Here is a 25012-nt window from a genome sequence, read left to right on the forward strand (position 1 = left end):
TGATTAAAAACGCTAAACATGATACGAATTCCAACGCACCGTTGGGGCCTACACCTTTGTATAGATGCATTTCCCGTCGCGGGAAAAGATGATCGTCGATGCAGTTTCGGGGCATCTAGCCCCTGCCAACAATGCCAGACAGGAGTCATCGATGCCATACTTCCGCACGAAAGATGGAACGCAGATTTACTACAAGGACTGGGGGAAGGGGCAACCGGTGGTGTTCTCCCACGGATGGCCGCTGTCCTCCGACGCTTGGGACAGCCAGATGCAGTTCTTGGCTTCGAACGGCTGCCGTGTAATCGCCCACGACCGCCGCAGCCATGGCCGTTCCGATCAGACTTGGGAAGGCAATAACATGGATCAGTATGTCGCCGACTATGCTGAAATTCTTGCGCACCTCGATGTCCAGAACGCAGTACTGGTGGGTCACTCAACGGGTGGCGGCGAAGTCGCGCACTACATTGGAAAGCACGGTACGAAGCGTGTAGCAAAGGCGGTTCTCGTTTCGTCAGTCCCGCCTCTTATGCTCAAGACAGAGAAAAATCCCAACGGAACCCCCATCGCCGTGTTTGATGGCATTCGCAAGTCGGTCCTGGAGGATCGCTCGCAGTTCTACAAGGACCTCACCATGGCCTTCTTCGGCTTCAATCGCCCGGGAGCGACAGTTTCGGAAGGTGTCCGAGAGTCGTTCTGGCTTCAGGGCATGCTCGGCGGCGTCAAAGGTCAGTATGATTGCATTCATGAATTCTCCGAGATCGATTACACCGACGATCTTAGACAAATGACAATTCCGACATTGGTCATCCATGGCGACGACGATCAGATTGTGCCGATCAAGGCCGCAGGTATCCGTTCAGCCGAGATCGCCCCGAATGCGACCCTCAAAATCTACAAGGGCGCGCCGCATGGTCTCCCGATCACCCGTCACGACGACTTGAATCACGACCTGCTGGCCTTCATTCGCGGGTGAGGAGGTGCGGACGCCGCATCAACCACCGCTATTAAACCTTAGAAAGAGAACCCATGTCTCATCATCTAGACTCCCCAATTGCTCGCCAGGACATCCGACTGGACATTACCGATCTCTACGCATTTCGAGGTGAAATGGGCACTGTCCTTGCCATCAACGTTTGTCACTCCATTTTTGGAGAAATCCCTGTGCCGGGATACCACCCCGAGGGGATGTACGAATTCAAGATCGATACTGATGGCGACGCGGTGGAGAACGTGACCTATCGGCTCACGTTCGATGATCGCGACGAAGAGGCCAAACAGCGCTGGGTCCTGCGACGCGTCACCGGAAACGACGCGGTGAATCCAGACGCTCGGGGTGACTTTGTCGCCGCGGGGATGACCGACCAGATCGTAAAGACCGACACGGGCTTGAAGGTATGGGCCGGTCGCGCGGGAGACCCTTTCTGGATCGAACCCGACGTGTTGCATGCTGTTGGCCATGCCTTCCAGGACGGCACCAAGGCCGATCTGTCGACGTGGGATCCGGCCAAGGCGAAGAACCTTTTCGCCGGCCATTCCGTGTACTCGATCGTTCTGGAGATTCCGGACGCTGAACTCGCGGCTGCCGACAACATGAATGGAAAAATCGGTATATGGGCGGTGGCTACTCTCGCTACCGACGCCGGCGGTTGGCGCTCTGTGAACCGAGTTGGCCTGCCGATGTTGCCACCGCTCTTCACACAGTTCAACGAAGACCTCGGCAACCGGCTGAACGCTGGTTGTCCATCCGACGACTTCGCTATCTACTCCGACACGGTTATCAAGTCGGTCGCGGGGGTGGTCGCTGCCTACGGTACCTCCGAGGATCCCAAGGGCTACGCACGACGCTTTGCCGAGCGGCTCCTCCCGAACATGCTCCCCTACAAGGTTGGCACCCAAGCAGTCTTCGGCTTCTCGGACTGGAACGGGAGATCGCTTACCGATAACGTGCCAGACGTCATGTTCTCGCTGGCATCCAACACCCCGATCAGCCTAGGAATTGGCAAAGAGTCGGTGTCATCAAAGCCCAGCAAAACCTTTCCCTATATGCCGGCGATCAGCTAGCTCGCGTGAGGGGCTCGCCGAACCTGGTGGGCCCCTTGTCGAAGCCTTCACGTGTGCCCACGCCCAACGAGGAAATACCATGCTGGCGAATGCCCTTGCGAGCCTACTGTCCAAACTATCCCTCCTTCGACTTCCGAACCGGTGGAAATTGAGTAGCGATCTCGCAGGCGTGATCCTTGTCATAATCCTCCTGCATGTCATCGGATGGTTCACGATCATCGCCATCGTGGCACCTCAACATATCGGTTTGGGCACAAAGGCGTTCGGCATCGGCACGGGCCTGACGGCGTACATGCTCGGCGTCAGGCATGCGTTCGATGCCGACCATATTGCAGCAATCGACAATACGACCAGGAAACTGATCCGGCAGGGCAAGCGTCCTCATTCCGTAGGGTTCTGGTTTTCATGCGGCCATTCAAGCATCGTTTTCGCCCTCGCAGTGCTGCTCGCGCTGGGGATTCACGCCGTTGCGGCTCCAGTCCTCGATGAGAACTCCCGTCTTCACGCGATAACGGGATTGATAGGAACCGTCGTTTCTGGGGGCTTCCTGTATCTGGTGGCTGCCTTGAATCTAGTTGTGCTTTACGAGATTTGGACACTTTTTCAGCAGGTGAGAGCAGGGGACCACCCTGAGGAAGATCTCGAGCACAAGCTGCGGAAGCGTGGCCTCCTCAGCAGGCTATTAGGTAGAACCATGAGTCTGGTCAGCAAGCCATGGCAGATGTTTCTTGTTGGCGCGCTATTCGGGCTTGGCTTTGATACTGCAACAGAAATCACGTTGCTGATCTTGACGGGTTCAGGTGCCGCCTCCGGCCTCCCATGGTATGCGGTTCTCTGCCTCCCAATTCTCTTCGCCGCCGGTATGTCCCTGATGGATACGATCGATGGGTCGTTCATGAACGCAGCATACAGCTGGGCGCTCGTAAATCCCGCACGGCGCATCTATTACAATTTGGTCGTCACTGGGCTGTCTGTTGCTGCTGCACTGCTGATCGGGACTGTCGAGTTCTTGGGCCTACTTACTGATCGCTTTGATCTACGCGGAGCGTTCTGGGACACCATCTCCGCGGTTGACTTGAATTCAATGGGGTTCGTGATCGCGCTGATGTTCGGCGCGACCTGGATCGTGGCCTTCCTACTCTGGAAAGTGGTTGACTCTGACATTGGCGGGGGTGGGGCGCTTAGGTCCGTTGCCGCGCCTTCCGCCTCGGACGACGCAGTCTAACGACCAAAATTCTCTCGCCTAGCCGGTCAATTGCAAACAAGAATCGAATGGTAAAACGCCGGACCATAGCTGGAAGGTGCCCCACACAGATCGGCCTTGCTGCTGTTCTAATAGCCGATCCAAACTTCGAGGAAATCGCCAGCGTTATCGAGTGGCTCGTCGCCGCGGGGTATAGGGCTTGCACCGTACGAACCATCGCACAGGCGAAGCAAGCGCTCCGAAAACAGCGATTCGATTTTGCGCTCGTTGAATTGCATTTCGGAGACGGCGATCCATTCGCGCTTATAAGGATGATTGCTGAGTTACAGCCTCGTTGCAGGATAGTGGCTTGTAGCCGCTTTTGCACCATCGCCAGCGCCATTGCAGCCGTGAAGGCTGGCGCAGCGGATGCTCTCCCGAAACCTCAGACAGCAGATATTTTGCTGCGTGTACTCCTAGGCATAGGGTTCGAGGCAGCATTCCCCGAACTCGTGTGCTCCCGGGACATTCGTCAAGACCATATAATGGCTGTTTTGGACGTTTGCGGCCAAAACGTCAGCAAGGCCGCCAAACTACTCAAACTAAATCGGCGAACGCTCCAAAGGATGCGCAGGCGATCCCAGCAGGATTAGGGCCTGTTGGCAAAGTGGATTCCCAAATTACTCGGGGCATGATTCAAGACTGGCTTTTAGCAGGCGGTTTTGGCTCGCGGCGATCTGACGGATTTGGAATGGCGGATGATTGAACGGCTGTTGCCTGCCGAGCGGGGGAGGAAATCTCGCCCCTCCCATGACAACCGGCGATATCTCAACGGGATGCTCCATGTTCTTCGGATCGGCTGCCCGCGGCGCGACATGCATGAGCGCTACGGCAAGTGGAATTCCGTCTATGTGCGCTTCCGTCGCTGGGCGGAGCAAGGCGTGTGGGACGCACTTCTTGAAACGCTTGTCGAATTGGGCTGACGGATGACCGGCAGCACATGATCGATAGCACTACAGTTCGCGGCCACTGGGAGGCTTCACGACGAAAATCCACGCCCGCGCAGACGCTTGAAGAACGTCCTCTCGGCTTCATCCTGACAGCTGGCGAAGCGTCGGATTGCAAAGCCGTTCCTGACCTGCTGACTATGCCGATCGGCAAACCGAAACTGTTTTTCGCCGACAAGGGCTATGATAGCGATTTTCTGTGCGAAAACTGCTGATCCATGGGATCAGGCTCGTTGTTCCGCCGAAGACCAACCGGAAAGACCCGCCCGCCTGCGACTTTCGAGCCTATAAAGATCGTAACCGTATCGAGCGCCTGTTCAACAAGCTCAAGCAGTTTCGGCGCGTGGCCACCCGCTATGATAGGACGGCGAGGTCGTTCGCTGCATTCCTCGCTCTTGCTGCCGTTCGCGCTTGGCTGCCATCATTCACCGGGGGGCTGCAAAAGCCATGACGTAACCGGAGCCTTCACAACTCGGACATCTTTGTAGGTCGAGCTAATCTTGCTCAGCACCGTTTCGTCGTCCGTATCGACCTCGTAGAATGTGCTGTCGACCGCCCGGATTACCACCCACGTTTTATCCAATTGTGCGGGTGGCAGGCCGACGAACTCCCCCAGATAACCTGCCGCGTATTCTCAGCCAACGCGGCTAAATCAGAGCCCGAAAGCTGGGCATTGTCTTGCGCCAATCCTTCAAGCTGTATGCCGCCTTCACCTGTAGCCTCAAACTATTCGTGCCCAGGTTTGGATGACTTGACCGTCGAAACGATCCAGTTTGCATCCAACGATTGCGGAGCCAAAAGCCGCAGCAAGTCTCTGAGATCAAGCGCGAGGACCTGGTCTTGGAGATCGTAAATCCTAAGTGTCGCCATGACGTTCCCCCGAAATCAAAGCTCGCATCGGCAGCGGCACTTTGTCAACAGGGCGAAGTTATCAAATTGGCGCAAGCTCTTCTTACCCAGCTGACTATTTAGCTTCACGAATATATTGCTTTTATGGGATATTCTACCATTGTAGATATCGTGCATCGCGGAGGATCTATAGCGTTCCCGCGAGACCCAGCAGAACGGAATCTTCCCAACGGTTGCGAGGCAACCCCTGCCATGTCCTCGTGCAAACCGGCGACTCTTCATGCTGACCACTGCAATCGCTGCTTTAAGCCGTTTAACCCCGCGGAAGAGTAACAGCGCGACCACCTGACTCGCACTTCCCTAGATCCATACGAACGCGATCAAAAGAACAGGCGCGTTATAAACGCGCCTGCTCGTTCATTTCAGCTATCAGTGGGTCTGCTCACCAGAGTTAAGCAGCTTCGCCACGTCCCGAGTGGGATCCCGGGTCAACCATTCTTTTTTGGATGAAGAAGGTCTTCAAGGCCGATACGGCGGAACATCTCCTGGCGAACACGATCAGCCACACCGTTAACGACTTCTGCACCGTCTTGGGAAGGATCGATGTGGACGCGGAACGGACGGGTGCCAAATGGAGCAGAGATCACGCGGGCGATTGCTCTTGCAACTTCGCTCGGATCCGCGTCCGCCGGCTCAAGTTGTGCCAGTCCATGAACAGACGCATCGACGATACCCTTGTAAGGACCGTTGTCGTACTCGGCGGCGACCTCCTGGTCGCTCGGACGACCGGAGTGGGCGAAGTGGTTGGTACCCTTGGTGAATGCACCCGGCACGATGATCGAGGTCTCGATACCCCATCGGGTCAGTTCTGCTGCGTAGCTGACAGCCAAGGAATCCATACCCGCCTTCGCGGCGAAATAGGGGGCTAGGTAAGGCGGCGTGCCACCGCGAGTGCTGCTGCTCGATACCCAGACGACCAAACCGTTGCCCTGCTGACGCATATGCGGCAAGACGGCGCGGTTGACGCGCTGGGTGCTAAGAACGTTGATGTCATACAGCTCGGCGTACTGCTCAGGCGTAAACGCCTCAGCCGGGCCAAGCACCATGTGGCCCGCATTGTGAACGATGACATCAATGCGACCGTGCTTGTTGATGATCGTCCGGACCGCATGGTCCGCGGAGTCGTCTGACTGGACGTCCAGTTCAATCGCATGCAGCTCGACACCATTGTCGCTCGAGTACTTTTCGATCTCGGCGACTTGGTTAGCGTTGCGCCCAGCCGTTTCGCGCATACTGGCATACACGATATCACCGGCCTTGGCTGCTTCGCGGGCAGCCATTGCACCAAAACCACTGGATGCGCCGGTAATGAGAATGACCTTTTTCATGTAAAATCTCCTTCTTAAAGTTATCTGATAACTCAGGCGAAACCGCCGTTTGCACGGACGACCTGACCGTTGACCCATGCGCCATCGGGACCCACGAGGAACGAAACGACGTTGCTGATGTCTTCCGGCTGGCCGAGGCGTTCCAGCGGAGGCATCTTGCTGAGGTGATCGATTTGCTGCTGCGTCTTGCCGTCCAGGAAGAGCGGAGTAGCGACTGGGCCAGGTGCGACAGCATTGACAGTGATGTTCCGGCCGCGCACTTCGTTAGCTAGGACTCGCACCAGGCTTTCGACGCCAGCTTTCGACGCCACGTAAGCGCCGTAGCTCGGGAAATTGGTGGCGACGACGCTTGTGGAGAAGGCCACGATGCTTCCATTCTTTTCGATCGCTTTCGCAGCCTCGCCGAGAATTATGAAGCTGCCGCGCAGATTGATCGCGATGACCTTGTCGAACAGTGCGACATCGCCGGTCTCAATCGTCGAGAGAGGCATAATACCGGCGCAATGTACGACCGACGTGATGTGACCCAGGGTCGACTTGGTCTTCGCAAACATGTCGGCTACAGCGGAAGCTGAAGTGATGTCCGCATCGACAGCAAACGCCTTGCCACCTTTGTCTTCGATTTGCTTGACTACCTCGAGTGCGTGTTTGGGGTTACCAGCATAGTGTGCAGCGACTGCAAAGCCATCTGCGGCCAGACGAAGAGCAACTGCTCCTCCGATTCCGCCGGATGCCCCAGTAACGATCGCGACTTTGCTCGTATTCGACATGACCGATCTCCTTGCTTTTTGGTCCAAGGTGACGCTAGATTCTTTGTGAGAAGGACACACCTGTACTGAGGTGTAAGAGGACGAGACAGATGGATAGTACGCCTCGCGCAGCTCACGCACGCCCGTAGGTGGCGAGCTTTGCAGCAATGTAAGCTGAGAGGCTAGGGCGCAAAAATTAGTGGAGCTGTGCGCCGACGCGAAAGTAACTGTATGGATGTCCAGGCTCTCGGCGATCTTAGCGACCGTCTTGGTCGCACGCTGCGCCAGGAGGCGCGCCAAATCGTCAGAAACCGGTGAAGAGACAAATTCCTCAAGAGCTTGCGCGATTTGCTTGAGAAGAGCACCCATCTCATGTCGTTGTTGATCGGCAGCAAACTGTGCCAGCGACCTCATTGTCTCCGCGATTTCGACAATCCGTTTCTGCTGCGACACAGCAGCGGGTCTTCTTTGATCGACATTTTGGTTGCGAGGGACGCGGGTGCCAGGGAGCGAAGGACGAGAATCGAGGCAACGGCCTTCGACAAGGTCTTCATTGTGCTTTTGCATCAGGAGCAAAATGAGCCGCTGCGTCAGCGGTGTCTCGTGGCGACGCGAGTGTGATCGATTGGGATGCCGCCCGTGTCTTGAGGTTATTGAAGGGTGTCTGCAAATTCTGCGGGGCGGTCGGTACATTCTATTTGCCCCCCTCGACGCTACTGCCGTTAGGAGCAAGCTCGACCATACGAACCAACTCTGCAACTGACCGCACGGCCATTTTTCGCATCACGTTCCCGCGATGTAGTTTTACTGTTATCTCGGTTATCCCGAGCGCATAGGCAATCTGCTTGTTCATCATGCCCTGAACGACAGCGTTCATCACTTCCCGCTCCCTTGCCGTTAGCGAGCGAATTCTGCCTTCCACCAGTTGAACGTTCCGCTGCATGTTCCGCCAAATCTTGTCGCGCTCGATAGCGTTAACCACGGCATCCAAGATCTCCTGATCCTTGAACGGCTTTGGCAGAAAGTCGACCGCGCCGGCCTTCATCGCCCGCACGCTCATGGAGATGTCTCCGAAGCCAGTCATGAAAATGATCGGCATCGTACAACCAAGATTGGAAAGATGAGTTTGAAAATCTAGTCCGCTTATACCTGGCAGCCGAACGTCGAGGACGATGCATCCGGATCGGTCCAAATTCGCCTTGGCCAGGAAATCGGCTGGACTTTCAAATGTGATCGCCTTGAGATTCATCGACCCAAACAGATCAAACAGGGCTTCTCTCATAGAGACATCGTCGTCGACGATATATATGACCGGCGTCTCTTTATCATCTATGGCAGCGGCCATGGGAACCTCTTGTAGCGTAAGTAATGCTCTTGCTTATCATCAGCGTCCTGGTCTCTATTGATGCGCAGCGAGAAGGCGAACAATGGTCATCCCGATGACGAGTCCCGCTATCGCGAAAAGTAACGAAGCTGCCACGTAGAGGACTGCGCCTCCTGTCTGGCCGCGCTCCCACAGGCTAACGGAATCGAGGGAAAACGTGGAGAACGTGGTGAACCCGCCGAGGGTTCCGGTCGTCAGGAAGATTTTGAGGCTGGGTGACAGGCCGGCCCTAAGCGCAAAGCACGCGACTATTGCGCCCATGACGACCGAACCTACGATATTGACGGCGAGGGTGCCAAACGGAAAGTCGGAACTGGTGATGCGGGGCAAGGCGAGGTTTACGAATTGCCTTGGAACGCCGCCAATCCCAGCACCCAAAAATACAAGAAGATAAGCCATTTCTGGTTTCCCACATCCTTCACAGGAAAGTTTGTTTGCTTTGCGCCGGCAAGCATTACCAGCTCGGCCACGCGGTCTTCCCTGACTGCTCGGCCTTCATTCAGCCGCATGCATTTGAGGAGCGTGATCCCGGACGACCGCCGGCAATGTCGAACTCAGACTCCCCTTTAAGGAGTCGAAGCGTTCCGGCGTCTGCGGTTCGATGAAGAGAGCGCGTATGGATGGGAACTGGGAGTGCAAACCGTTCTCCACCTCAACGATGGCTGCCTCCAGTTCCTCGGTTGATAGATGGGCGTCGAACCAGACACTTACGGCGACCAAAAGCTGCTCGGGTGCAAGGTGGACACTGACCATCCCGTTCACCCGCCGGACGCAAGCGCATTTTTCGATTTGATTGATGATGCTGTTTGCGACAACCGGATCTGCAGGTAGGCCAATCAGCAGTGCCTTGCTATCCGCTGCAAGTTTGAAGGCGGCCAGGGCCAAAATCACGGAGATGACGATCGAGGCAATCCCATCGTACCGAGGGTCCCCTGTCAGCTGGGACGCAATGATGCCGGAGGCCGTGCAGGCAAGTCCGACAAGCGCAGCGACGCCGCCAACGACGATCGTCAGCGTCGTCGGATCACGCCGGCGATACATAAAGGCGAACAGAGTTTCTCGACCTCGGCATCCTGCCGCACGACGGATTGAGATCCAGAGAGATATGGCGTCGACAACCGCCGAGAGCGCCAGGACGACATATGTCACCCACTCATTCTCCAACGGGCGTGGAGACGCTACCTGCCGGAAACCGGCAAGGAGAGTTACACCAGCGCCTACGGAAAAGATCAGAACCGCGACGACAAAGTTCCAGAAATATACCTCACGACCATATCCGAGTTGGTGTAGAGGGGAGGCCTTTCTAGATGAAACGATCAGGCCATAGCAGAGAATCACTTCTGTACTCGCATCGATCAGGGAGTGGATGCCTTCGCTCGACATCGCCGCGCTGCCAGAGAAATACGCGGCTACGAACTTTATCGTGGCGATCACGAGATCGCTGATCAGTCCAATGATGACGATCGTCAATCCGGCTTTGGTCTTTGCGGCGAGCTTGAAGCCTAGATCCAGACTGAGCTGGGTCACATTGCTCTCCATTATTGCGAATAGTTGTCACGGTCTCGCTCGTTTCAGTGGACAGCGTTACCTGCCTAATCTCCGATCCGGCAGTAGAAGCCCTCGTGAGGGACACAGAAACCGATCCGAGCCACACCGATAACCGTAACCTCGTCGGAGGTACGCGGTAACCATACCTTGGTGTGGGCGAAGCTGAACCTTTGCCAAGTGGTCGTCGATGAAGCAAAGCCATAAGGTTTCTGTGGCTGCGTTAGACAGTCGTCCATCTATCACGGAGAAAACACATGCAGCGTACATCTGCGACGGCAACCCGAAATTCGCCTTTGGCGACGCCGAGCGGCTTCGAGGCAAACACGACGAAGAATATCGCGGCAGCATTGACGACGCTTCTGGCGGATGTCTTTACTCTCTACCTCAAAACCAAGAACTTCCACTGGCATATGTCAGGCCCACACTTCCGGGACTACCATCTGCTCCTCGACGAGCAGGGCGAGCAGATTTTCGCAATGACTGACGACATTGCAGAACGAGCCCGGAAGGTCGGCGGAACCACACTACGCTCGGTCGGCCATATTTCTCGGCTGCAGCGTCTCTTGGATAACGACGCCGAATTTGTAACCCCCGAAGATATGCTCGCCGAACTTCGCGACGACAATAAGCAGCTCGCAGTAGCGCTTCGTGAGTTGCATGAAATGACTTCCGATCTCGGTGACCATGCGACGACGAGCCTTATCGAAAACTGGATCGATGAGACTGAGCGTCGCCATTGGTTCCTTTTCGAGACGACCCGCCGCCTTTGACACCAGGTTGCGGATCCGGTCGCTCTACAAGTTCGGCTCGCCCTGATTTTTTAGGGCGTAGCCGACCGCTATTCAGTTCGTCCGCCCCATTCAGCCCCGAGGAGCAGTAATGTCCGTTTCCCCTGATGAGAGCGTCAAGAAGCGGTCATTTCAAAAGCTTTGCCACAAGAGGATTGGGCCGGCGTGCATCGACAATTTCCCAGCCAATTTTGTAATAGAAACCCACTGCGTCGGGCGCTGCGTGGGCTTCTAGCCTGACTGCCTCGTGAGCCATGGCTAGTCTCTCGACGGCGGTCATCATGGCTCGGCCGATACCTTGCCGCTGGCGCTCCGCAACGATTGCAACCGTGCGAACCACCCCATTCCCGTTCCCAGTGAGATCAAGACGGACGGCACCGACGCACTCATTGCCATCGACAAAAATCAGCGGAATATGCTCCGGCTTTCTGTCGTCAGGATGGTGATCGTCGTATCCAGACAATCCGCGCAGATCGAACAGCACATGCCGTCGAATCTGATGATACGCCTCCCATTCAGATTGGCTCGATACCTGTACCAGCTTCAAATCAGCAGCCTCTCGCAGAGAACGATTATAGGGGCGGTCCATCGGGGCGCAATGACCGCAATTGGCGCATTTTTGCCATCTCTGTCACAGCGGTATTATTCGAAACTGCAATACGCGCATGGTCAAGGCGCGAGGCAAACAGCGCTATCCAATTGCGACAGCGCAGCCCGAACGAGCAGAAAGCCAAGAGCCCAGGGCAAGGTCGGCGCGAGGGCCGCGAGAGCAAGGCCATGCTGGACGGGATGTGAGTGAAGACCATCGTGTTTACGAGACCGATGCGCTTCGACAACCGCGCGGCCACCGGAAACGAAAACGCCGACAGCACACCGGTCCAGAAGAAGAATACGCCCGCCTGCGAGAGCGACAGTTCGAAGCGCTCGAAGAGCCAAAGAGCGAGAAGCGACTGAACCGCGGAGCCCATTGCACGCTTAGTGTGACGGGCCAAGTATTCTGACCGGTGCAATCAAGATGGCTTGGCCGACCGCACGAACAACATTGGTGTCCATGAATTGGCCTCCGCTGTCGTTATAGCTCAGGTGAATGTTCAAGAAGCAGCTCAGTGCAAAGATCGCCAAGCCGACACATACAATGGCGCGCTGGTCAATGAAGCGTTGGAGAAGCGGTACAAGGGGAATAATGAAGAGTTGAGGAACGCCGGCTGAGGCCAGGACTGCGCCGGTCTGTTCGGCGTTGTATCCTTGGACTTCCGTGAGGTACGCCGGCAACACGTAGATTGAGCCGAACAGTGCAAAACCAACGATTATGTTCGCCAACGTGCCTAGCCCAAAATTCCTCATTGCGAGAAGCCTGAGATGCACTGCGGGCTTCTCGACCACGAGTTCGATTATGGCGAAGATGGTGAGGGAGCCCGCAGCGAGAAGAGATAGATGCAAAATGTAGGTCGAACCAAACCAGTCGTCCTGATTTCCTTCGTCGAGAACCGTCTGGAGTGAGGCGAGTCCTACGGCCATAAACGAAATTCCCCACCAGTCTCCTTCTCTGAGGAGCCCCAGGTCCATCTCACGGCGCTCAAGCGTCGGATAAAGGAGCGCGAACATAATCGCTCCTGGAATTAGATTGATGAAGAAAATGTATTGCCAACCGTAGTTCTCCGTGAGGTAGCCGCCGATGGTTGGCCCAATCGCGGGACCGAAGGTCGCGGTTAATGCGAAGGAGGCGAGCCCGATCGGTTGTTGGCGCAAGGGTATTGTCGTCAAGACTCGAGTAAAGGCCATCGGGATCATGACGCCTCCCGAAAAACCCTGCAGTCCTCGCAAGATGATCATTTCGCTGAGGTTACTCGCGAACGCGCATCCAACCGAGAAGACCAGGAAGAGGCCCAAGTTGCCAAGCAAGAAGCGCCGAAACGAGAAGACGCGACTTAGGTAGTCAGTAAGCGGAATCATTATGATCTCGCCGATCAAGTAGGCCGTGGAGATCCATGTGCCGTTGTCTGACCCCGTGCCGATACCACCCTCGATGTCGGGGAGTGACGCATTGGTGACCTGGATGTCCAGGACCGCGATAAGAGCACCGACCATGCATCCAGCGACCGATAGCCACTGCTGCAGACTCGCGCTGGCCGTCGCATCGACGGCCGAAATTTCAGTATTTTCCATACCGCGCTGCCCCCTCGACTACTGGGTCACGGCAGCGTTGGCATTCCGTCCGACCGTAATCGTTGCCGTCACGGACATGCCCGGCAGGAGCCGCCCTGCAAGCGGATCGGTCTTATCGATGGTAATTTTAACCGGCACACGCTGGACAATCTTTGTGAAGTTGCCCGTTGCGTTGTCGGGAGGAAGCAGGGAGAACTCCTGCCCGCTGGCTGGCGCGACACTGTTTACTGATCCTCGAACCGTGGTTCCCGGAAACGTATCGACGGTGATAGCGACTGATTGCCCTGGCCTGACATCCTCGAGCTGCGTCTCTTTGTAGTTCGCGACCACGTAAGCATCATCCACGGGGACGACTGCCATGAGCTGGGCACCGGGCTCGGCAAACAACCCCACACGAATAGACCTCGCACCGATTACCCCGTCAACCGGCGCGCGGAGGACCGTATAGCCTAGATTTAGCTGCGCCTGAGCGAGGGCGGCCCGGTTGTGCACGAGTGTCGCCTTCGCTTCGTCCAACTGCGCTTTTAGGGTGTCTACCTGCTTCTTCGCCGCCTCCAGCGCAGCTTGGTCTTTGGCAACCGTGGCCTCAGTCGAACCAGCCTGCGACGCGGCTTGCTGAGCTTCTTGGATCGACCCAGAACCGCTCTTCACGAGTGACACAAACCGTTCGTTATTCTGCTGAGCAAAAAGGTTAGAGGCTTGGTCGGTCTTCACGGTCGCTTCAGCCTCAGCGATAATTGCCTGCTGCTCATTAAGTTCAGCCAAGATACTGGCAATATTCGCCTCAGCTTGAGCGACATCGGCCTTGGCCTGATCGAGAGCATCTTGATAGTCTCGGGGATCGATCGTGGCGAGAGTTTCACCTGCCCTTACGCGCTGATTATCATTCACGAGAACCGTCTTAATGTAGCCGGAAACCTGAGGCGCGATAGAAACTATATCAGCTTGCACATATGCATCATCGGTAGACTGCTGGTACTGCCACACCGCCCAATAGAGCCAACCGGTATATGAACCCAGGCCAAGCACAAGGAAACCCAACCCGCCGTAGAGTGCCTTTCTCCACGAAGGCGTGTGCGATATGGGAGATTCGATGGCGCTACTTACGGTGTTTTTTCCACCCGCGGTGGCCGACGCTTGGGGTTCTTTTATGGGACTCATCGCTGCCTCCTGTCTGACTGGGGGATTGATTTTCCAGCCCGCCGGACACCGTCTAGGAGGACTGGGACTTCCGCCCTGAGGACGGATTATTTTCAAACTAAGGATCGCGCTGCCGCGGCGAAATCATACGGACGTTGGCCTTGCCAATACCTTTGTTCAGGTGGCTAGTACCCAGACAACCCCTTCGAGATCAGATTTCTGGATGCCGAAGCCGAGGCTTACGCTTTCACCTTCGGCTAAGTCGAGCCACTCGATGTTGGCCCGCGACAGTCGCCGCGAGCCTCCACAAACCAAAGTCTAGGATGCGGAAGACGTCAGTATGATTTCTCCAAATTGCGCGGGGACATAAGTTTTCCCTGTCACCGCAAACAAGGTGGCAAGCCGGGGAACAGCCCCGAAACCCGAAAAATCGCTGCCCATCAGGTAGCTAAAAGCCCCTTTGGAAGGAAAATCAAATGAACCGCGTTACGAACTTTGCCATGGCCGCCATCATTTCGTCTGTTGCTTTCGCAGGCGTAAGCTATGCAGACAGCCTCGAGATGAACGACGGCCCCCAGATCGAAAAGACCCTGAGCACCTTCAAGAACGAGTTCGATGTTAAGTATCTGAATGACTATCAGAACCAGAAGGATCAGCCGGATGCCCAAGACACGGCGATTCCGCGCTCCGCTGACGGCGTCAAGAACATTCAGGCTTCGATCAAGGAAAACAAGCCGCTCGTTGAAAAGCTTGCAGCCAAGGGCATCAAGGTCGACGACGTTGTTAATGCCCAGCAGGCTGCCGACGGCAGCATCACCTTCTTCATTCGCTGAGATGTCGAATGGCCCGGAGCACGAGCGCCGGGCCATCTCTATCTCCCTGAGGCTTTTACTCCGTCACTTTTCTACGCCAACTAACCGGCGTATCGCCGATAATCTTTTTGAAGGCGCTACTGAAATGCGCTTGGTTCGCGAAACCTAAAATCAGTGCGACTTCGGCTGTCGATAGTGAACCCTCCAGCAGCAGCCGTTGAGACTCCTCAATACGCCGTCGCAATATGTAAGCGTATGGCGGATGGCCCGTGGCCGTTCGAAACTGCGCGGCAAAGTGAACTCGGCTCAATCCAGCGACCGCGCTCAGTTCCGAAAGATGGATAGTCTTCGTGAAGTTCGCCTCAATATACTCTAAGGTGCGCTGGAGACGTCCTTTTGAAAGAGTTGCCGCCGAGAGCTTTTCGACTTTGGTTCCGTCTCCTCCGGTATAGCGATCGATGAGCCATGAAGCGAGGGCCAGGCCGGCACCATCGACGAACGCCGGCCCATACTTTCCGCTATCCGATTCAACACTTAGCAGTGCTCGAGTCAGTGACTGCACAACGGGATCTTCGATGAAGTGTAAATCGAAGAGCATGATATCGGAGGTGGGTGGCTTTCCATGAACTGTTTCGAAGCACTCAGCGAGCAGCGCTTGGGAGAAGTAGATGCGGAAGAGGTCGAAGTTCTCGTGATAAATCGATTGGCGACGCTCCCATACGGGACCTTGCAAAAGCACCTTGTGCTGCCGAACGATGCCGGACGTGACTGGCTTTGACCCAACTGTAAAATCAATCGCCGCCGATCTAACCGAGAAGGTTACGAAATGCGCGTCGTTGACGTCATCTGCCACAAGTTCGAGGGGCTTGGTGATATCCTTCTTAGACCAGCGCGCGAGCGCTATGCCTGACCCGCTATGTTCTTGCTTGGCCTGAGGTTCGGGAGGTTTTTGCCACCGGGTCTCCGACTGAATTACGCGTGATCGCTGACCTCTGTACGATTCACGTGCGGTCGCTGTCTCCTCAGTCATAGTGGTGTTCCGTTACGCTATTTCAGGGCACACTTCGGACTCTCCGAAAGCGGCCCGCAAACCTTGCCATTTGGGAAGGTCTACGTCTTCCCTCAAATTGCTATATTAATTGCCTCAGAGAGCAATTTCGGAGCATTCCTACCGCAGGCTAGGAACCGGCCGCGAAGCGCTCGGCGAACTCTTCAAGACCAACTTCGGCTTCAACGCCGTCACCCCACATAACCAGATACATACCAACCGCCAACGCGAGAACTGCTATGAACAGCAAGTAATACGCATGGGCCATCGAACTGAACGGAAGGAGCGACGCGATGGCAAGTGGCGTGAGGCCACCGAAGACTGCATAAGCGACGTTGTAGGAGAAGGATACGCCAGTGAAACGCACCTGCGCGGGGAATGCCCGGACCATGACGTATGGGACGCCCGCAATTATGCCTACGGACATCCCCATAATCGCGTAAAGAAAAAAAAGGGCCGCCAATGAAGTACCTGCGTAAGTGTAAAAGGTAAAGGTGCCTGTCGCGAACAGCACGCTTCCCCCAATGAAAAACCGTCCTGACCCCACGCGGTCAACAATTGCACCGCCGGCGACAGCGCCAATGATTACAAATAGCGTTCCGAAGGTCGTTGCACTGAGAGACTGCTGAGCAGTGTAGCCATACACCTTCTGCAACAGAGTAGGCGTCATAAGCGTCGTCACAATGATACCGGCGGTGACAACCCACGTGAGGAGGATGGATATCACGATTGACTTCAGGTGGTCGCGCAGTACTGACTTCAATGGAAGCTCGGCAGCTAGAGAACGCTTCTGCTTTAGCTCGGCGAAGACCGGTGTCTCCTGGAGCCAGCGGCGAAGGAGAACAGCTAGCAGCCCAAATATTCCGCCAAGGAAAAAAGGAAGACGCCAAGCGTATCGCACGATCTCATCGGCAGAGAAGAAAGTATTGGTGATAGTGGCAACAAGCGAACCAAGCAGGATTCCGAGAGTAAGCCCTGCGGCGATCAAGCCACACGCGAACCCCACATGGCGCGAGGGAACGTGCTCGCTAACGAAAGTCCATGCTCCTGGAACTTCCCCACCAATGGCCGCTCCTTGGAGTATACGAAGAACAATGAGCAGAACGGGAGCGACCATGCCAATGGAGCCGTAGGTTGGCAAGGCGGCCATTCCAAGCGTCGATAGAGCCATCAGCATGATCGAGAATGCGAAGGCACTCTTCCGTCCGAACAGGTCACCGAAATGCGCCAATGCAATGCCACCAATAGGTCGCACGAGGTAGCCAGCGGCAAAGATTCCGAACGTTTGAATGGCAACCAGCCATTCCGGGATATCCGGCGGGAAGAAAACCTTGCCGAATACCGCAGTGAAGAAGACAAAAATGATGAAATCATAAAACTCGAGTGCACCACCCAGGGAGGACAGGCCAAGTGTCTTGAGGTCCTGCAACGTGAGGGGACGCACTGCGGGTGATACGTTGTTAAGCTGCATAGTGTTCCCCTCAAGAAATAAACGCTCCGCGGGATTTTATGCAGATGGCGCGCCGTATTTCAAGAGATGCTAGCACGCCTGGATGCTTGTTTACTTGCTATGTGCTTGAGGCGTCCCACCTCCGAAAGCCCTAGCCCAATGTATAGTGTCTAGTATGGTGCGATCCTCGTACAGTTCGCACAAATTGAACAAACGGGGACGATGATGACATCCTTTGATTTCATTCATACGAGCAAGCATCGCGCTTCGACGAAACGGCACGCTGTGATTATTGCCGATCCCGACGTTGAGCCGAACTCACCACTCGTTGAGCGCTTGGTCGCGAATGGACTTTATGTGTGCCTAGCAGATACGGCTGACGCGGTGCGGAGGCATTTGCGCGAAAGAACAATTTCCTATGCTGTCGTGGAACTCGTGTTCGACGACGGTTGCGGTATTGAAATTGTCGAGAGCATTGCGAAGAGCTATCCGCGGTGCCGCACGCTCGTTCACAGCCGATTTTGCAATCTCTCCAATGTTGTTGCGGCTATCAAGTCGGGAGCCAGTGATGTTCTTCCAAAGCCGGTCGACTTAGACCTTCTAATCGACGTTCTCTTGAACAAGGAGACCAGCCAACCTAACCTCGTTCCGTCATTTGCTACTCCCGATAGCCTCAGACACGAACACATCAGGGATGTTTACATGTCCTGTGGTGCGAAAGTGGCGCGCGCTGCGCGCCAGTTGTCGATGCATCGGAGGACGCTGCAACGGCTTCTCAAGCGCTCACCCTTGCTGTGACGTTGATATGTCGTCCTCGCGTCCGATTTCGTCTCTCACCAGCCGCCTTTCGTATAAGGACGGGCGGTTGTTTTCAGGCACGCGCGCCGTCCCGGAGGAAGTTCCAATCGCAATTTCCTACGCTGGATCTGCGGGTTTCGGTAATTCGCGGACAGGGATTCCATTAAATCCCGGACAGCGATTTCACTAAATCCGGGACAGCATTTCCGCTAATTCCCGGACAGCGATTCCGGTAAATCCCGGACAGTCTTTCGGCGATAAAGAGATCGACTTTCGCACGCGCCGTCTTGCCATTCTGGACCCCGATTTGAAAGGGGTGCGGTGAATGGCGAGACGGAAGCAGGCGAGGCTTACGAGTGTGAAGGACATTCGATCGATATTGAGACTGACGCACGAACAGGGCCTTTCCGTTCGTGCGATATCGGAACGGCTGAAGATCAGCAAAACGACCATTTCAACCTACCTACTGCGGGCGCGTGAGGCCGGGCTGACGGGCTGGCCGTTGCCGCCTGGGCTTGACGAGGACGCTGTTTTGCAGCGCCGCCTGTTCCATCGTCGCGGCCGCCCGCCCCAGGACATGCACGAGCCCGACTGGGGCAAGATCGCCAGCGAACTGAAGCGAAAGGGCGTGACGCTGACGCTGTTGTGGCAGGAATATCGCGGACGGCACCCCAACGGTTATGGATATACATGGTTCTGTGAGCGTTTCGCCGCTTTCGAACAGCGCGCCAGCGCCACCTTCCGCAATCGCCACATTGCCGGCGCGGCGATGCAGACCGACTACGCCGGCCACACCGTCCCGGTGATCGATCCGGCGACGGGCGAGATCCGGCTGGCGCAGATCTTCGTCGCCGTTCTGCCCGCCTCCTTGTACACCTTCGCCTATGCAAGCTTCACTCAACGGCTGCCGGACTGGATCGAGGGTCAGCAACGGGCACTGAGCTTCTTCGGTGGCGTGACGAAAGCGATCGTCTGCGACAACCTCAAGGCCGGCGTTGCCAAGCCCTTGTGGTTTGAGCCGACCATCAACGCCACTTTTGCAGCGTTCGCCGAGCATTACGACACGACGATCCTGCCGACCCGTCCAAAACGGCCAAAGGACAAGGCAAAGGTCGAAGGCAGCGTTCTCATCGTTGAGCGCTGGATCCTGGCGCGGCTGAGAAACGACCGCTTCTTCAGCCTCGTCGATCTCAACGTGCGGATCAGCCAGCTTCTCAACGATCTCAACAACCGGCCGATGCGACGGGTTGGCAAATCCCGACGTCAGCTCTTCGAGGAAATCGAGGAAGACGCGCTCGCACCCTTGCCGGCAACTCCATTCGAATATTCCGAATGGAAATCGGCAAAGGTTCATCCCGACTATCATGTCGAGGTCGACAAGTGCTTCTATTCCGTTCCCCATCGTCTGATCGGCCGCCAGGTCGATGTCCGGCTCACAAGCCGGATCGTCGAGATATTCCACGATCACCAACGTGTCGCCAGCCACCGCCGGACGTCGCAGCGAGCTGGTCATGTCACCGTCAACGAGCACATGCCCAAAACGCATCAGCATTATGCCAACACCACACCGGCAAGCCTTGTGAAGCAGGCCGCAAAGATTGGTCGCAGCACGGCGATCCTGATCGAGCGGCTGATGCGCGACAGGCCCCATCCCCAGCAGGGATACCGCGCCGCTCAAGGCGTTCTATCGCTCGCGCGCCGGTTCGGGCCTGAGCGTCTTGAGGCGGCGTGCGATCGGGCACTGACGATCAATGCGCTCAGCTATTCCTCCGTCAGCACCATCCTCAAATCCGGCCTCGATCAGGCTCCGCCCGTCGCCGAGCCGGTCAAGCCGCCCCAGCGCACGGCAACATCCGCGGCAGCTCCTATTACCAGTGAAGAAAGGAAGACACTCACATGCTCACACATCCAACCCTCGACCAGATGCACGCACTCGGTCTATCCGGCATGGCGGCAGCTTATCGCGAACTGGCCAATCAGCCCGAGGGCAGCGATCTCAACCGCGATGAATGGCTGGGCCTGATGCTCGACCGGGAGATGGCCGTGCGCGGCGACAAGCGCCTGACCAGCCGGCTTGCAATCGCCAAACTGCGCTTCCCCGACGCTTGCATCGAGAACATCGACTTCGCCGCCCATCGCGGCCTTGACCGCCGACAGCTTCTCACCCTGGCCCAAGGCGAATGGCTCAAAGCCCATGAGCACTTGATCCTGACCGGACAAACGGGAACGGGCAAAACCTGGCTTGCCTGCGCCATCGGACGGCGGGCGGCCCGCCTCGATTATTCCGTTCTCTATGTCCGGATGCCCCGTCTCTTCGAGGATTTGGCGCTGGCGCGCCTCGACGGTCGGTTCCCTCGATTGGTCGACAAGCTCGCGCGTGTTCAATTGCTCATCCTCGATGACTGGGGAACCCATGCGCTCAGCGATCAGCAGCGGCTCGATCTCCTGGAAATCTTCGAAGAGCGCTACCGCCGGAAATCCACTCTGATCACCGCCCAACTCCCCGTGGCGCAGTGGCACGAGATGATCGGGGAGCCGACGATCGCTGACGCCATCCTCGACCGCATCGTCCATAACGCCCATCGAATTGCACTCGAAGGAGACAGCATGAGGAAGCAAAAACCACGACCGCTCTTGACCGAAGCGCGAAACGCCGAAATCAATAACCCATGACATCAACCAGGCGAACGAAAGTCGATCCCCCGAGACTGTCCGCGATTTAGTGAAACGACTGTCCGGGATTTACCGGAATCGATGTCCCGTTAATCCGAAATCCGCACTGGATCCTCACACGCTGTGATGATGGCGACCCCGGACAACCTTGAGGATTTTGCTATCGGTTTCAGTCTTACCGAAGGAATTATCGGTAGTGTAAACGAGATTTCCTCGATCGACATCGTCGATACAGAAGTGGGGATCAACATCCAGATATTCCTCACCGACGACGCCACCGAGACGCATATTGCGCGGCGGCGTAGCATATTGGGGCCGGCTGGCTGTGGTCTCTGTGGCATTGAGTCTATCGAGCAAGCCATGCGAGCCGTTCCTCGGATACTAGACTCCAGCTTTGCAATAACAGGCCATGACCTCGCTCGCGCCGTATATCTACTTGCAATCTCGCAGCCGCTCCACGCCGAGACCCGGGCAGTCCATGGCGCGGGCTTCTATACGCCAGCTGAGGGGTTGATCACGGTTCGTGAGGATGTTGGGCGACATAACGCACTCGACAAACTCTGCGGTGCCATGACGCGCACTGGCACCGACCCGAAACGCGGCGCGGTCGTGGTGACGAGCCGAATATCGGTAGAGATGGTCCAGAAGACAGCCATTCTCGGCTGACCGCTCCTAGTTGCGATTTCAGCGCCAACCGCGATGGCTATTCGCGTTGCTCAGGAGGCCGGAATTACCTTGGTAGGCCTTGCTGGAGGCGACGATTATGAAATCTTCACGGGCAAGGACCGCATCTTGCTTTCTGCTCCTACCGGGGAGCTTCGCCATTTCGGCTAGCAGAGCGCGGGTGCATCTTGTCTCGAGCCAGTTGGCGGGGCTCGCATTGCGTTGGCTGCCGTGGGAACTGCTGTCGGTGTGCGGCCAGTAAAATAGGCTTCCGGAAGGTGTGAATGGGCGGAGATGCTTGTCTAGGTGCGTGACGTATGGCTCGTCATTAGTTTTCAGCAAACGAGTTATCTATCGACTGCCTAAGCGCTTCCAGCCGCCTGCCGAAACGCATGACATCCTCCACATCATCTCGCCTAAACTCGCAACGCAAGCTGTGCGACCGCCTGGACAGACGACTCACTAAGCACAAGCTCAATAGCAGTAATCCGTTTCCCTTCGACCGGTGAGGCTTAGTGAACGAGAACATTGCCTGCCTCCTTAGGCCGGTTTTGAATAAGCAACACATTTCTGGCCAGCCACGGTGAACCTTGCCGTAGTCTCGCTCCGATCAGCGCGCCAGCGCTGACTCCAGACAGCCGATCAGCCTTTCGATATCGACGGGCTTACCAAGAAACGCAAACGCGCCTCCGCTGAGTGCGGAGTTGCGAGTCCTGTCGTCCTTGTATGAAGTGACGAAAATCATCGGCGGGCGTTCCGCCCGTTTGTTTAGCTCTGCCTGCAGTTCGATCCCGCTAAGGCCGGGCATCTTCACATCGACGAGCATGCAATCGATTGTGGAGCGCGGCTCGAAGGCGAGAAATTCTTCCGCCGACGCGAACAACCGAGACTCGTAGCCGCAAGACTTAACGAGATCATCCATGGCTTCACGGATGGCCTGGTCGTCGTCAACCACGGCTATGGTAGGAACTGGGGGCAAGAAACCGACCTTTTCTTATTTGTTTGTCGCTGCCAATATGCGCGTCTGCCGGGTCAAAAGATACCATACTAAGATACAGGTGGCCGCACGCCTTCGCTGAGAATTTCGGTCTTCCTCACTAGCTCGGCTACCGATCGAACATCCATTTTCCGCATTACGTTGCCACGGTGCAGTTTCACAGTGACCTCGCTGATGCCGAGTTCAAAGGCAATCTGCTTGTTCATCAGTCCCTTCACGACTGCCTCCATCACTTCGCGCTCGCGGGGTGTCAGGCTTCCCGCCAGTGACGCGATTGCCTCAGCTTGAGCGCTCTGCCGACGGCGCGCAAAATCGCGCTCCATCGCGGTTGAAACGGCGTCTAGAATGTCCTGATCTTTGAAAGGCTTGGTAAGGAAATCAACGGCTCCGGCCTTCATAGCCCGAACACTCATAGGAATATCCCCAAAGCCGGTCATGAAGACGATCGGCATTTTGCTACCTATCCGCTCCAACTGCGCCTGGAAATCCAGACCGCTGACGCCGGGCAGGCGGACGTCAAGAAGAATGCAGCCCGGACGATCAAGGTCCGCCGTTTCCAAGAAGGCAGTGGCGCTTTCGAATGCTTCAGCGCTAAACTTCATCGAACGAAACAGGTCCGTCAGTGCTTCACGTATGGAGAGATCATCATCAACGATGAACACCACAGGCGCAGGCGGCTCTTTTTGCAGCTTACGCACGTCAGGCATTGTCCATCTCCGGCTTAATTAGCAGGGTCATCTCAAATATCGCGCCGCCTTCTGGGTGGTTGAAGGCATCAAGCCTGCCGCCCCTAGCCTCTAGTGTCGTACGACAAATAGACAGGCCCATCCCCATTCCCGTGACCTTCGTTGTGTAGAACGGGGCAAAGAGCCTATCTTTAAAACCCTCGGCAATTCCGGGGCCAGTGTCACTAACCGCGATACTAATGTGCTCAATATCCGGTCGCGACGTCGCTATGCTAACGACCCTCGTGGAGCTGTCAGCCTCATCCATGGCCTGAATCGCGTTGCTGAGCAGATTGATCAAAACCTGCTGGAGTTCGATCTTCACGGCCGAGACCGGAGGCACATGAGTCATTTTCCCGACCTGCACCGTGGTGCCACTCCGCTGAAGTTCGTGCTCCATAAGAGCCAAGGTCTCATTGACCAGTCTCTCCAGGTTGATGTTTTCAACCTTCTTCGTCGATGGAGACAGCAGGTCGCGGGTGTTTTGGATGATCTCGCTCGCGCGCTGGCTGTCTCTGATCATTCGTTCGGCAGACCGACGCACCGCCCCGAGATCTGGAGGATCGCGATCAAGCCACCTCAGGAGCGTTTGCGAATTCACGACAATCGCTCCCAGCGGCTGGTTGAGTTCATGGGCAAGCGACGCCGACATCGCCCCAACCGTTGCAGCTTTTGATGCCTTAGTCAGCTCTGCCTGTGCTTGGGCCAGCGCCTGTTGCGCCATCTCACGCTGCGTTATGTCCACCATGCTGGCGACAACACGATTGAACGCAGAAGCATCCTCCGGAAACGCGATACTGAGGAGCACAAGCTTGTCCTCGCCATTGTCCGCCCGCACCTCAACCTTGCCCTCAAAAACCCTCACGCCATCCATGATTGCCTGTAGCACGTCAAGAAACCTGTCATGGCCCGTGATAATGGACCGACGCAAGGTACCATGCGCCGAAGACTCGGGCCCAAGCAACTCTCTCGCTGCTTCGTTGGCAGCGACAACACCGATAAGTCCGATGCAATGATCCACGAAGGTCGGGTTGGCACGCGCATGCGCCTTTACGTCGGTCACACCCTGCGCCCTTATATCCATCAAGTGGCTGCGCAGCTTAGAATAGTCTCGCTCCCAGAGTGCAACGCGCGTGCGATCGAAAATGGAGCGGTATCTTGCCTCGCTTTCCTTCAATGAGGAATTGCTCGAGAGCAGGGCGAGACGCGAGGACTCCGTTTTGACGAGTAGCAGCGTGGTAACGAACAGCGCCGAGAGAGCTACGATCAATCGGACAAAAGATTGGAGATCAGCATCGTCTCCATGCGTCATCGCATAGGAAAGGAACGTGAGACCGGCACATGCGGCGGTGATGACAAAGAGGCCAACGCGTGTTGTCGCCTGCGCGGCAAGCAACATCGTCACGACGTAGAGAACCGCAATAGCACCCTCGATGTCCGTATATGTATCCACGTAAAAGACCGCGCCGGCAAGCGCGATGGCAGCCAGGCCAAAGACCACGTTGTGGCCGTCATCTGCACCGCGGGCGCGGAGTAAAGTTGACCCTATAGACATTGTTCCCCCAGGCTATTTGTAGCGAGCA

At 56.3% G+C, this 25012-nt stretch carries 22 protein-coding genes and 4 pseudogenes; 12 read left to right on the plus strand and 14 right to left on the minus strand.

What is annotated here, in order from left to right:
* The first annotated feature begins 151 nt into the window (after positions 1-151).
* The 6 genes from QA644_RS24695 (at position 152) to QA644_RS24720 (ending at position 4702) form a co-directional block, all read left to right on the plus strand.
* A complete protein-coding gene (locus QA644_RS24695; protein WP_283074017.1) occupies positions 152-973 on the plus strand; it encodes an alpha/beta hydrolase in 822 nt (273 codons plus the stop codon).
* A 53-nt stretch (positions 974-1026) separates the two neighbouring features.
* On the plus strand, positions 1027-2061 hold the full coding sequence (locus tag QA644_RS24700) for a DUF4331 family protein (protein ID WP_283073677.1): 1035 nt from the start codon (positions 1027-1029) through the stop codon (positions 2059-2061).
* Between the two features lie 79 nt (positions 2062-2140).
* Positions 2141-3286, plus strand: a complete 1146-nt coding sequence (locus QA644_RS24705) for a HoxN/HupN/NixA family nickel/cobalt transporter (RefSeq protein ID WP_283073678.1) — start codon at positions 2141-2143, stop codon at positions 3284-3286.
* A 716-nt stretch (positions 3287-4002) separates the two neighbouring features.
* Positions 4003-4227: a transposase gene (locus QA644_RS24710; protein WP_283073679.1), complete on the plus strand. Its 225-nt coding sequence runs from the start codon at positions 4003-4005 to the stop codon at positions 4225-4227.
* Positions 4228-4244: 17 nt separating this feature from the next.
* Complete coding sequence (locus QA644_RS24715; protein ID WP_283073680.1) at positions 4245-4466, plus strand: transposase; 222 nt, start codon at positions 4245-4247, stop codon at positions 4464-4466.
* The gene (locus QA644_RS24720) at positions 4451-4702 is read left to right on the plus strand and encodes a transposase (RefSeq protein WP_283073681.1); all 252 of its coding nucleotides are present in this window, start codon (positions 4451-4453) and stop codon (positions 4700-4702) included. Before QA644_RS24715 ends, QA644_RS24720 begins: the two co-directional genes overlap by 16 nt.
* 886 nt (positions 4703-5588) lie before the next feature.
* Here QA644_RS24720 and QA644_RS24725 read toward each other — a convergent pair.
* The 5 genes from QA644_RS24725 to QA644_RS24745 all read right to left on the minus strand — a co-directional run bounded on the left by QA644_RS24725 (position 5589) and on the right by QA644_RS24745 (position 10091).
* Positions 5589-6488, minus strand: a complete 900-nt coding sequence (locus QA644_RS24725) for an SDR family oxidoreductase (RefSeq protein WP_283073682.1) — start codon at positions 6486-6488, stop codon at positions 5589-5591.
* Positions 6489-6520: 32 nt separating this feature from the next.
* Positions 6521-7258, minus strand: coding sequence for an SDR family oxidoreductase (locus QA644_RS24730; RefSeq protein WP_283074018.1), 738 nt, complete (start codon positions 7256-7258; stop codon positions 6521-6523).
* A gap of 673 nt (positions 7259-7931) precedes the next feature.
* Positions 7932-8582 carry a response regulator transcription factor gene (locus QA644_RS24735; RefSeq protein WP_283073683.1) on the minus strand — a complete coding sequence of 217 codons (651 nt, stop codon included), beginning with the start codon at positions 8580-8582 and terminating at the stop codon, positions 7932-7934.
* 54 nt (positions 8583-8636) lie between these two features.
* Positions 8637-9020: a fluoride efflux transporter CrcB gene (gene crcB / locus QA644_RS24740; protein ID WP_283073684.1), complete on the minus strand. Its 384-nt coding sequence runs from the start codon at positions 9018-9020 to the stop codon at positions 8637-8639.
* A 96-nt stretch (positions 9021-9116) separates the two neighbouring features.
* A complete protein-coding gene (locus QA644_RS24745; RefSeq protein WP_283073685.1) occupies positions 9117-10091 on the minus strand; it encodes a cation diffusion facilitator family transporter in 975 nt (324 codons plus the stop codon).
* A 332-nt stretch (positions 10092-10423) separates the two neighbouring features.
* Here QA644_RS24745 and QA644_RS24750 point away from each other — a divergent pair, with 332 nt between their 5' ends.
* Complete coding sequence (locus QA644_RS24750) at positions 10424-10939, plus strand: DNA starvation/stationary phase protection protein (protein WP_283073686.1); 516 nt, start codon at positions 10424-10426, stop codon at positions 10937-10939.
* Positions 10940-11084: 145 nt separating this feature from the next.
* Here the strand turns inward: QA644_RS24750 and QA644_RS24755 are convergent, their stop codons facing one another.
* From QA644_RS24755 to QA644_RS24770, 4 genes and pseudogenes are all read right to left on the minus strand, one after another.
* Complete coding sequence (locus tag QA644_RS24755; protein WP_283073687.1) at positions 11085-11546, minus strand: GNAT family N-acetyltransferase; 462 nt, start codon at positions 11544-11546, stop codon at positions 11085-11087.
* 104 nt (positions 11547-11650) lie between these two features.
* Positions 11651-11913, minus strand: a pseudogene (locus QA644_RS24760) (MFS transporter); the annotation flags it as partial.
* A 43-nt stretch (positions 11914-11956) separates the two neighbouring features.
* Positions 11957-13123 (minus strand): annotated as a pseudogene (locus tag QA644_RS24765) (DHA2 family efflux MFS transporter permease subunit); the annotation flags it as partial.
* Positions 13124-13141: 18 nt separating this feature from the next.
* Positions 13142-14284, minus strand: a complete 1143-nt coding sequence (locus QA644_RS24770; RefSeq protein WP_283073688.1) for an HlyD family secretion protein — start codon at positions 14282-14284, stop codon at positions 13142-13144.
* Positions 14285-14739: 455 nt separating this feature from the next.
* Between QA644_RS24770 and QA644_RS24775 the strand changes: the two genes are divergently transcribed.
* Entirely contained in the window at positions 14740-15096 is a 357-nt protein-coding gene (locus tag QA644_RS24775) for a hypothetical protein (protein ID WP_283073689.1), read from the plus strand.
* Positions 15097-15151: 55 nt separating this feature from the next.
* Here the strand turns inward: QA644_RS24775 and QA644_RS24780 are convergent, their stop codons facing one another.
* Both QA644_RS24780 and QA644_RS24785 read right to left on the minus strand, forming a co-directional pair.
* The gene (locus QA644_RS24780) at positions 15152-16105 is read right to left on the minus strand and encodes an AraC family transcriptional regulator (RefSeq protein WP_283073690.1); all 954 of its coding nucleotides are present in this window, start codon (positions 16103-16105) and stop codon (positions 15152-15154) included.
* A 148-nt stretch (positions 16106-16253) separates the two neighbouring features.
* Positions 16254-17594 (minus strand): MFS transporter, encoded by a 1341-nt coding sequence (locus QA644_RS24785; protein ID WP_283073691.1) that lies wholly within the window; start codon positions 17592-17594, stop codon positions 16254-16256.
* A 204-nt stretch (positions 17595-17798) separates the two neighbouring features.
* On the opposite strand from QA644_RS24785, the gene QA644_RS24790 reads away from it, so the two are divergent.
* The 4 genes and pseudogenes from QA644_RS24790 to fdhD form a co-directional block, all read left to right on the plus strand.
* Positions 17799-18371, plus strand: a complete 573-nt coding sequence (locus QA644_RS24790) for a response regulator (RefSeq protein WP_283073692.1) — start codon at positions 17799-17801, stop codon at positions 18369-18371.
* A 325-nt stretch (positions 18372-18696) separates the two neighbouring features.
* Positions 18697-20249 (plus strand): annotated as a pseudogene (gene istA, locus QA644_RS24795) (IS21 family transposase).
* An 18-nt stretch (positions 20250-20267) separates the two neighbouring features.
* Complete coding sequence (gene istB / locus QA644_RS24800) at positions 20268-21044, plus strand: IS21-like element helper ATPase IstB (RefSeq protein ID WP_283073693.1); 777 nt, start codon at positions 20268-20270, stop codon at positions 21042-21044.
* A gap of 108 nt (positions 21045-21152) precedes the next feature.
* A pseudogene (gene fdhD / locus QA644_RS24805) lies at positions 21153-21878 on the plus strand (formate dehydrogenase accessory sulfurtransferase FdhD); the annotation flags it as partial.
* A gap of 439 nt (positions 21879-22317) precedes the next feature.
* On the opposite strand, the gene QA644_RS24810 reads toward fdhD, so the two are convergent.
* The 3 genes from QA644_RS24810 to QA644_RS24820 all read right to left on the minus strand — a co-directional run bounded on the left by QA644_RS24810 (position 22318) and on the right by QA644_RS24820 (position 24984).
* Positions 22318-22686 (minus strand): response regulator, encoded by a 369-nt coding sequence (locus QA644_RS24810; protein ID WP_283073694.1) that lies wholly within the window; start codon positions 22684-22686, stop codon positions 22318-22320.
* A 68-nt stretch (positions 22687-22754) separates the two neighbouring features.
* Entirely contained in the window at positions 22755-23411 is a 657-nt protein-coding gene (locus QA644_RS24815) for a response regulator transcription factor (RefSeq protein ID WP_283073695.1), read from the minus strand.
* Complete coding sequence (locus tag QA644_RS24820) at positions 23404-24984, minus strand: ATP-binding protein (RefSeq protein ID WP_283073696.1); 1581 nt, start codon at positions 24982-24984, stop codon at positions 23404-23406. Before QA644_RS24820 ends, QA644_RS24815 begins: the two co-directional genes overlap by 8 nt.
* Positions 24985-25012: the final 28 nt, after the last annotated feature.

The sequence above is a fragment of the Rhizobium sp. CC1099 genome, assembly GCF_029714385.1.
Taxonomy (GTDB): domain Bacteria; phylum Pseudomonadota; class Alphaproteobacteria; order Rhizobiales; family Rhizobiaceae; genus Rhizobium.

Bases quoted from the DNA above. Each gene is read 5' to 3' on its own strand.
- QA644_RS24695 (WP_283074017.1), top strand. From the start codon at position 152: ATGCCATACTTCCGCACGAAAGATGGAACGCAGATTTACTACAAGGAC.
- QA644_RS24700 (WP_283073677.1), top strand. From the start codon at position 1,027: ATGTCTCATCATCTAGACTCCCCAATTGCTCGCCAGGACATCCGACTG.
- QA644_RS24705 (WP_283073678.1), top strand. From the start codon at position 2,141: ATGCTGGCGAATGCCCTTGCGAGCCTACTGTCCAAACTATCCCTCCTT.
- QA644_RS24710 (WP_283073679.1), top strand. From the start codon at position 4,003: ATGATTGAACGGCTGTTGCCTGCCGAGCGGGGGAGGAAATCTCGCCCC.
- QA644_RS24715 (WP_283073680.1), top strand. From the start codon at position 4,245: ATGATCGATAGCACTACAGTTCGCGGCCACTGGGAGGCTTCACGACGA.
- QA644_RS24725 (WP_283073682.1), bottom strand. From the start codon at position 6,488: ATGAAAAAGGTCATTCTCATTACCGGCGCATCCAGTGGTTTTGGTGCA.
- QA644_RS24730 (WP_283074018.1), bottom strand. From the start codon at position 7,258: ATGTCGAATACGAGCAAAGTCGCGATCGTTACTGGGGCATCCGGCGGA.
- QA644_RS24735 (WP_283073683.1), bottom strand. From the start codon at position 8,582: ATGGCCGCTGCCATAGATGATAAAGAGACGCCGGTCATATATATCGTC.
- crcB (WP_283073684.1), bottom strand. From the start codon at position 9,020: ATGGCTTATCTTCTTGTATTTTTGGGTGCTGGGATTGGCGGCGTTCCA.
- QA644_RS24750 (WP_283073686.1), top strand. From the start codon at position 10,424: ATGCAGCGTACATCTGCGACGGCAACCCGAAATTCGCCTTTGGCGACG.
- QA644_RS24755 (WP_283073687.1), bottom strand. From the start codon at position 11,546: ATGGACCGCCCCTATAATCGTTCTCTGCGAGAGGCTGCTGATTTGAAG.
- QA644_RS24770 (WP_283073688.1), bottom strand. From the start codon at position 14,284: ATGAGTCCCATAAAAGAACCCCAAGCGTCGGCCACCGCGGGTGGAAAA.
- QA644_RS24775 (WP_283073689.1), top strand. From the start codon at position 14,740: ATGAACCGCGTTACGAACTTTGCCATGGCCGCCATCATTTCGTCTGTT.
- QA644_RS24780 (WP_283073690.1), bottom strand. From the start codon at position 16,105: ATGACTGAGGAGACAGCGACCGCACGTGAATCGTACAGAGGTCAGCGA.
- QA644_RS24785 (WP_283073691.1), bottom strand. From the start codon at position 17,594: ATGCAGCTTAACAACGTATCACCCGCAGTGCGTCCCCTCACGTTGCAG.
- QA644_RS24790 (WP_283073692.1), top strand. From the start codon at position 17,799: ATGACATCCTTTGATTTCATTCATACGAGCAAGCATCGCGCTTCGACG.
- istB (WP_283073693.1), top strand. From the start codon at position 20,268: ATGCTCACACATCCAACCCTCGACCAGATGCACGCACTCGGTCTATCC.
- QA644_RS24815 (WP_283073695.1), bottom strand. From the start codon at position 23,411: ATGCCTGACGTGCGTAAGCTGCAAAAAGAGCCGCCTGCGCCTGTGGTG.
- QA644_RS24820 (WP_283073696.1), bottom strand. From the start codon at position 24,984: ATGTCTATAGGGTCAACTTTACTCCGCGCCCGCGGTGCAGATGACGGC.